7 protein-coding genes and 1 pseudogene are annotated in these 6,061 nt (G+C 68.6%); 1 reads left to right on the plus strand and 7 read right to left on the minus strand.

Annotated elements, in window-relative coordinates; all coding sequences use genetic code 11:
- Nucleotides 1-138 precede the first annotated feature (138 nt).
- The 4 genes from GBZ26_RS26035 to argH all read right to left on the minus strand — a co-directional run bounded on the left by GBZ26_RS26035 (nt 139) and on the right by argH (nt 3,523).
- A complete protein-coding gene (locus GBZ26_RS26035; RefSeq protein WP_174441323.1) occupies nt 139-558 on the minus strand; it encodes a bacteriohemerythrin in 420 nt (139 codons plus the stop codon).
- A gap of 90 nt (nt 559-648) precedes the next feature.
- Nucleotides 649-1,914 (minus strand): diaminopimelate decarboxylase, encoded by a 1,266-nt coding sequence (gene lysA, locus GBZ26_RS26040; protein WP_174441324.1) that lies wholly within the window; start codon nt 1,912-1,914, stop codon nt 649-651.
- Nucleotides 1,911-2,096 carry a hypothetical protein gene (locus tag GBZ26_RS26045; RefSeq protein WP_174441325.1) on the minus strand — a complete coding sequence of 62 codons (186 nt, stop codon included), beginning with the start codon at nt 2,094-2,096 and terminating at the stop codon, nt 1,911-1,913. The genes lysA and GBZ26_RS26045 overlap by 4 nt, the downstream gene beginning before the upstream one ends.
- Entirely contained in the window at nt 2,093-3,523 is a 1,431-nt protein-coding gene (gene argH / locus GBZ26_RS26050) for an argininosuccinate lyase (RefSeq protein WP_174441326.1), read from the minus strand. The genes GBZ26_RS26045 and argH overlap by 4 nt, the downstream gene beginning before the upstream one ends.
- 39 nt (nt 3,524-3,562) lie before the next feature.
- Here argH and GBZ26_RS26055 point away from each other — a divergent pair, with 39 nt between their 5' ends.
- Nucleotides 3,563-4,210 (plus strand): TlpA family protein disulfide reductase, encoded by a 648-nt coding sequence (locus tag GBZ26_RS26055; protein ID WP_035677225.1) that lies wholly within the window; start codon nt 3,563-3,565, stop codon nt 4,208-4,210.
- Nucleotides 4,211-4,253: 43 nt separating this feature from the next.
- Here the strand turns inward: GBZ26_RS26055 and GBZ26_RS26060 are convergent, their stop codons facing one another.
- From GBZ26_RS26060 to GBZ26_RS26070, 3 genes and pseudogenes are all read right to left on the minus strand, one after another.
- Nucleotides 4,254-4,835 carry a DUF4142 domain-containing protein gene (locus GBZ26_RS26060; RefSeq protein WP_174441327.1) on the minus strand — a complete coding sequence of 194 codons (582 nt, stop codon included), beginning with the start codon at nt 4,833-4,835 and terminating at the stop codon, nt 4,254-4,256.
- A 139-nt stretch (nt 4,836-4,974) separates the two neighbouring features.
- On the minus strand, nt 4,975-5,853 hold the full coding sequence (locus GBZ26_RS26065; protein WP_174441328.1) for a 3-hydroxybutyryl-CoA dehydrogenase: 879 nt from the start codon (nt 5,851-5,853) through the stop codon (nt 4,975-4,977).
- Between the two features lie 54 nt (nt 5,854-5,907).
- Nucleotides 5,908-6,061 (minus strand): annotated as a pseudogene (locus GBZ26_RS26070) (electron transfer flavoprotein subunit alpha/FixB family protein); the annotation flags it as partial.

A 6,061-nucleotide genomic window follows, 5' to 3' on the forward strand; every position in this document is an offset into this window, starting at 1 on the left:
GGAACAGGGGCGGGGGGCGCCTCCTTGCGCAGGGGGAACCGGAACCCGTCGTTGCTGTCGCTCATCCCGCACTCCCGTCCAGCCGGTTGCCGCAGTCCTGGTCCCGGCCTGGGGGGAGAGTCGGCAGCCGGGAACCCGTCAGGATATAGGCTCCGCCGCGCCGGATTTCCCGGCCCGGCCATCGAGCCATTCACCAAACCACTTGTCCATGACCAGAATATGGCCGCAGAGCCACATCTCGACATAGCTCTGGAGAAACTGGACCTCCTCCAGATCGCGCGCGTCGGAATCGGATTGCCGGCGGACGAAGTCGGCAAAGGTGTCGTGCATCATCTTGTGCTTGGCGTAATCGGGATACCCGATCGCGCGCATCAACCCTTCCTCGCGGCGGAAATGATAGGCCGAGTAGTCGGCCAGTTCTCGCAGGAAGCGGTTCGCGGATTCCCGGGTTTCGCCGGCGGCGATGGCCGCGCTGAACTGGTTGAACAGTTGAAACAGGCGCTGGTGGTCTCCGTCCACAGCGCTCTGGCCGATGGCATAGGCCGCGTCCCACTCCATGATGATCCCCGCCCGTTTCTCGAACGGGGAATCATACGCCTTATGGGTGAATCTGTGCAGCGGTTATTGCGGGCCGGCCACCATCACGGATCAGTCCTTCAACCAATCCGGCACGCGGTCCAGCGCCAGCAGCTCCTCCACCGACACGCGCGGCCGGATGACGGAGAACCGGTCGCCGTTCACCAGCACCTCCGGGATCAGCGGGCGGGTGTTGTAGGTGGAGGACATGACCGCGCCGTAGGCCCCCGCCGACAGGATCGCCACCAGTTCGTCCGGCGCCATCGCCGGCAGGGCGCGCTGGAGGGCGAAGGTATCGCCGCTCTCGCAGACCGGACCGACGACGTCGTAGGGCTCGGTGGCGGCGCCCCTGGCGGGCTCGGTCACCGGGACGATGCCGTGATAGGCCTCGTAGAGGGTGGGGCGGATCAGGTCGTTCATCGCCGCGTCGATGATGACGAAGCGGCGGTGCAGCCCCTGCTTCAGGTAGATCACCCGCGACACCAGAATGCCGGCGTTGCCGACCAGCGAGCGGCCCGGCTCCAGCGAGATGCGGCAGCCCAGGTTGCCGGTGATCGACTTCACCATGGCGGCGTAGTCGGCGATGTCCGGCGGCGCCTCGTGCTTGTAGACGATGCCCAGCCCGCCGCCGAGGTCGAGGCGGGTGATGTCGTGCCCGTCCTCGCGCAGGACGTGGAGCAGCGCCGCCACCCGCTCGTAGGCGGCGCGGAAGGGGGCGAGGTCGGTGAGCTGCGACCCGATGTGCACGGCGATGGCCACCGGCTTGATGCCCGGCAGCTTGGCGGCCTGGGCGTAGACCTCCCGCGCGTGGTCGTAGTCGACGCCGAACTTGTTCTCCTTCTTGCCCGTCGCGATCTTGGCGTGGGTCTTGGCGTCCACGTCGGGATTCACGCGGAAGGCGATGGGCGCGGTGACGCCCAGGCTGACCGCGACCTCCGACAGGGCCTCCACCTCCGGGATGGATTCCACGTTGATCTGGTGGATTCCGGCCTCCAGAGCGGCGCGCATCTCCTCGCGCGTCTTGCCGACGCCGGAGAAGATGATCTTGCCGGCCGGGATGCCGCCGGCCAGCGCGCGCTGCATCTCGCCGCCCGACACCACGTCGGCGCCGGCGCCCAGCCGGGCGAAGGCGCGGATGACGGCGAGGTTGGAATTGGCCTTCACCGCGTAGCAGACGTCGGCGTCCTGCCCCGCGAAGGCCCCGGCGTAGGCGCTGTAATGCGCCTCCAGCGCCGCCGTGGAGTAGCAGTAGAAGGGCGTGCCGACCTCCGCCGCGATGGTGGACAGCGGCACGGATTCGGCGTGCATCACGCCGTTGCGGTAGGCGAAGGCGCTCATGGGAAGCGGGCTCCGGAGGACGGCTGACCGGGCTTGGGATCGGTCTTCGGGTTCGGGTAGGTGCCGGGGAACTTGTCGGCTTCCTTGCCCTGCGGGGGATCGACGAAGCTCGGCTTCTTGCCGCAGCCGGCCAGCGTCAACGCGACGGCGGCGGTCGCCAGGATCAGCAGCGGGCGCCTCACAGGAAGCGCTCCCGCGCCGCCGCGACGGCCTCGCGCACGCGGACGGGGGAGGCGCCGCCGAAGCTGCGCCGGCTGTCCAGCGACGCCTCGATGCTCAGCGCCGGGAAGACGGATTCGGTGATGCGCGGCTCGATGGCCTGCAGCTCCTCCAGCGTCAGGGCGGTCAGGCCGACGCGCTTGTCCTCCGCCGCCTTCACGGCGCGCCCGGTGATGTGGTGCGCCTCGCGGAAGGGGATGTTCAGCTCCCGCACCAGCCAGTCGGCGAGGTCGGTGGCGTTGAGGAAGCCGCGGTCGGTCGCCTCGCGCAGCGCCGGCACGTTCGGCTGCATGTCGCGCACCATGCCTTCCATGGCGGCGATGCACAGCGCCAGCGTGTCGTCGGCCTCGAAGACCGGCTCCTTGTCCTCCTGCATGTCCTTGGAATAGGCCAGCGGCAGGCCCTTCATGGCGACCAGCAGGCTGTTCAGGCTGCCGATGACCCGCCCGGCCTTGGCACGCACCAGCTCCGCCGCGTCCGGGTTCTTCTTCTGCGGCATGATCGAGGAGCCGGTGGTGAAGGCGTCCGACAGCTTGATGAAGCGGAACTGGGCCGAGCACCACAGCACGATCTCCTCCGCGAAGCGCGAGAGGTGCATGCCGCAGATGCTGGCGGCGGCCAGATACTCCAGCGCGAAGTCGCGGTCGGACACGGCGTCCAGCGAGTTGGCGGTGGGCCGGTCGAAGCCCAGCGCTTCCGCCGTCATGAAACGGTCGATGGGGTAGGGCGTGCCGGCCAGCGCGGCGGAGCCGAGCGGGCACTCGTTCAGCCGGGCGCGGGCGTCGCGCAGGCGTCCGCGGTCGCGCCCGAACATTTCCACATAGGCCAGCAGATGATGGCCGAAGCTGACCGGCTGGGCGGCCTGGAGGTGGGTGAAGCCGGGCATCACCGTGTCGGTGTGCTTCTCCGCCAGATCGATGAGGGCGGCCTGGAGCGCCTTCAGCCCCTGGTCGGCGCGGTCGAGCGCGTCGCGCACCCACAGCTTGAAGTCGGTCGCCACCTGGTCGTTGCGCGACCGTCCGGTGTGCAGGCGCTTGGCCGGCTCGCCGATCAGCTCGGCCAGCCGGGCCTCCACGTTCATGTGGATGTCCTCCAGTTCCACCTTGAAGGTGAAGGCTCCGGAGTCGATCTCTTCCTTGACCCGGTCCAGCCCATCGCGGATGGCATCGGCGTCGGCCTGGGTTATGATGCCCTGGCGCGCCAGCATGGCGGCGTGGGCCTTCGACCCGGCGATGTCCTGGTCGGCCAGCCGCTTGTCGAAGCCGATGGAGGCGTTGATCTTCTCCATGATGGCGGCGGGACCGCGGGCGAAGCGGCCGCCCCACATCTGGCTGGCAGCCGGGGCGGAGTTGCGGTCTTGTGAGTTCGGCTTGGGCTGTTCGGCGCTCATGGCGGACACAATACGGATGGGAGGACGGGAAGCGTGAGTATGCGGACTTTGGCGGCCACCGCAATCTTTTGTGTGACGCTGGGCGGTGCCGGGCTGTGGATGGCGCTGGCCGGACCGTCGGCCCCGCCGCCGCCCGCCGTGCTGACGCTGGACCAGCCCTCTCCGGGGGTGACGGCGGTGGGTCTCGACAAGTTCCGCTACATGGAGCCGCTGACGCCGGTGCCGGAGCTTCCCTTCCTGGACGGCGAGGGGCGCCGCGTGGACCTGTCGGAGTTCAAGGACCGTCTGGTCCTGCTGAACCTGTGGGCCACATGGTGCGCGCCCTGCGTGAAGGAGATGCCGGCGCTCGACCGCCTCCAGGCGCAGCTGGGCGGGCCGGGCTTCCAGGTGGTGGCGCTGTCGGTGGATCGCGGCGGCAAGGATCAGGTGCAGCCCTTCTACCAGCGGACCGGCGTGAAAAACCTTGCCCTCTACCTCGACCCGTCGAGCGCCTCCATGCAGACGCTGAAGCTGCGCGGTCTGCCGACGACCCTGCTGGTCGACCAGGAGGGCCGCGAGCTCGGCCGCATCGAAGGCGCGGTGGAATGGGATTCGCCGGAGGTCATCGCCTTCCTGCGCAAGCACATGGGCCATGGCGGCGGCCCGAACCGCGACAGCCGCGGCGGCGTGGTGAAGACGGGCGGGTGATGCGTCCCAAGCTCCTTCTCCCCAGAGGAGGGAGCAGATTTTATCACTCCGACGATCCGGATGTGGCCGGCGGCGCCTGGGTCTGTGGAGGAGCCGGGCCGCGCGCCAGCTCGGCCATGATGCCCCGCGCCTCCTCGAAATGGCTGTGCAGCATGGGCAGGGCGTCGCGGGCGAAGTCGCCGGTTTCGCCGCCGCGCTCGGCCTGCGCCTCGTACAGCTTGATGGCGCGGGCGTGGGTTTCCTCCTCCGCAGCCATGTAGCGACGGTCGAAGGCCTCCTCCGGCGTATCGCGCAGGCTGGACATGTGGGCGCGGGCGGACAGGCCCAGTTCGCGCGGGATGGGGATGCCGTGGCGCAGCGCCATGCCGGCCAAGCGGTCGGTCTTCAACCCGTGGTCGTCGGCCATGCGACGGGCGAAGCGGCGGACCGGTTCGGTTTCCGCGCGGTCCTGGGCCAGCTTGCCGAGCGCCTGCTCGGCCATGCCGTCGGCCAGAGCCTCGGCGATGAAGTTGCGCTCCTGCCGGGACAGGATGGGGGGAGGTGTCGGGGCGGGGCCCGGCGCCTGCGCCAGGACCGGGCCGGACAGGAAGACCACAAGCATCGCCGTCAGGAAGCCGCGCCGCATTGCCCCCGTCCTTTCCGCTGTTCGCCCCGATCCCCTGCGGGACGAACAGAGCGCAAGCGCAGCGGTTCCGCAAACGCAGGAAGCCCGCCCCGGTTTCCCGGAGCGGGCTTCGCTTAAGCCTCCGTCCTTACCCGCAACGTCAGCGGGTCGGGACCGGCGGGTTCTTGGAGTAGTCGTAGAAACCGCGGCCGACCTTGCGGCCGACCCAGCCGGCCTCGACATACTTCACCAGCAGCGGGCAGGGGCGGTACTTGCTGTCGGCCAGACCCTCGTAGAGGACCTGCATGACCGCCAGACAGGTGTCCAGACCGATGAAGTCCGCCAGCTCCAGCGGGCCCATCGGGTGGTTGGCGCCCAGCTTCAGCGCCGTGTCGATGGCCTGGACGCCGCCCACCCCCTCATAGAGGGTGTAGACCGCCTCGTTGATCATCGGCAGCAGGATGCGGTTGACGATGAAGGCCGGGAAGTCCTCGGCCACCGCCGCGGTCTTGCCGATGTTCGCCGTCAGCTCGGCAATCGCGTTGAAGGTCGCCTCGTCCGTCGCGATGCCGCGGATCAGCTCGACGAGCTGCATCACCGGCACCGGGTTCATGAAATGCATGCCCATGAACTTGGACGGGCGGTCCGTCGAGGCGGCGAGGCGGGTGATCGAGATCGACGAGGTGTTCGTCGCGATCAGCGCCTCGGGCTTCAGGTTCGGGACCAGCTTCTTGAAGATCTCGCGCTTGAGCGCTTCGTTCTCCGTCGCGGCCTCGACCACCAGATCGGCGTCATGGAACACGGACAGGTCGGTGCCGGTGGAGATGCGGGCGATCGCCGCCGTCTTGTCGGCCTCCGTCAGCTTCCCCTTCTGAACCTGACGGTCCATGTTCTTGGAGATGGCGGCCACCGACTTCTGCAGAATCTCCGCGCCGATGTCGGAGATGACGACCTCGTACCCCGCCTGCGCGCAGACGTGGGCGATGCCGCTGCCCATCTGGCCGGCACCGATGATGCCAATCTTCTTGATCGTGGACATATGAGCTTTCCCGCTTGTCTTTGGCCCGCTGGTCTTCGGAAGAGGACTGGCCGATTACGCCTTGTCCAGCGCGGCCGTCAGCTCCGGCACCGCCTTGAACAGGTCGGCGACGAGGCCGTAGTCGGCGACCTGGAAGATCGGCGCCTCCTCGTCCTTGTTGATCGCGACGATGACCTTGCTGTCCTTCATGCCGGCGAGGTGCTGGATG

Origin of the sequence: Azospirillum formosense, from assembly GCF_013340925.1 — a bacterium.
Lineage (GTDB): Bacteria > Pseudomonadota > Alphaproteobacteria > Azospirillales > Azospirillaceae > Azospirillum > Azospirillum formosense.